The following is a 1,115-nucleotide window of genomic DNA, read 5'->3' on the forward strand; positions in this document are numbered from 1 at the left end:
TTGTGTTTGTACGAGGCGGGGATGGCGCTGAATGACTGGGCGGATCGTGAGGTGGATGCGGTGGAGCGGCCGCATCGTCCGATTCCGTCGGGTCGTGTCAGTCCGTCGGCGGCGTTGGCGGCTGCGGGTGTGCTGACCGGGGCGGGCCTCGCGCTGGCCGGTCGGGCGGGCCGCCCGGCGCTGGTGGTGGCGACGGTCCTGTCCGGGGCGGTCTGGTCCTACGACCTGCACTTCAAACACACGCGAGGCGGTCCGGCGGTCATGGCGGCGGCGCGGGGACTGGATGTGGTGCTGGGCGCGGTGGCGACGGGCGGCACGAGGGGAACCTCGCGGGAGCAGGCCCGGGCCCCGGGCGTGCGGTTTGGTGGCCCGGCCGCCGGCGCCCGGACGGATGCGGGCGTGCGGGCGGCGCTTCCCTCTGCTGCTGTGCTTGCGGCGCACACGTATGCGGTGACTGCTGTCTCGCGGCGCGAGGCGCAAGGCGGCTCAACTGCTGTGCCCCTCGCCGCGCTTGCGGCGACGATCGGGCTGGGTGCCCTCGCGTCGCGGGCACCGCGAGGTGCTGGCATACGCGGAGTTGCGCAGGTATCGGATCCCGCGCCGCGAAGCGTGCGCGCCGGGCGGCGGGGCCTGCCCGTGACGCCCTTCACGTCCCGGGGGTCTGGGGGCTTGCCCCCAGCTTCGGGAAGGGGCGGGATCGGGGAAACCCCCACACAGTCACCCCGACCGCCCGCACCGGCCTTCGCCCTTACCCCGGCTCGCCTCGCCACCACCGCACTCGCCGTCGCCTACATCCGTACCGCCGCCAAGCCCCTCCTCCACGCCGCCCTCAACCCCTCCCCACCCCTCACCCAACGGGCCGTCGGCGGCGGCATCCGCGCCATGATCCCGCTCCAGGCGACCCTCGCCGCCCGCACCGGCGCCGGTGCCACAGCAGCCGCGGTGATGGGACTCGTCCCGATCGCCCGCAAGCTCGCACGGAAGGTGAGCCCGACATGAGCCCCGCCGCCCCCATCCGCCTCGGCTACGGCACCAACGGCCTCACCGACCTCCGTCTCGACGACGCCCTCGCCCTCCTCGCCGACCTCGGTTACGACGGTGTCGGACTGACCCTC

1 protein-coding gene and 1 pseudogene are annotated in these 1,115 nt (G+C 74.3%); both read left to right on the forward strand.

All coding sequences use genetic code 11. The features are described 5' to 3' along the window. A partial coding sequence (locus tag ABZS64_RS39320) for an SCO3242 family prenyltransferase (protein WP_355840018.1) occupies positions 1–999 on the forward strand: 999 nt, incomplete at its 5' end. Continuing rightward, a pseudogene (locus tag ABZS64_RS39325) lies at positions 996–1,115 on the forward strand (sugar phosphate isomerase/epimerase); the annotation flags it as partial. The gene ABZS64_RS39320 and the pseudogene ABZS64_RS39325, both read left to right, overlap by 4 nt.

The organism is Streptomyces sp. NPDC005408 (genome assembly GCF_040606445.1).
In the GTDB taxonomy this organism is placed as follows: Bacteria; Actinomycetota; Actinomycetes; order Streptomycetales; family Streptomycetaceae; genus Streptomyces.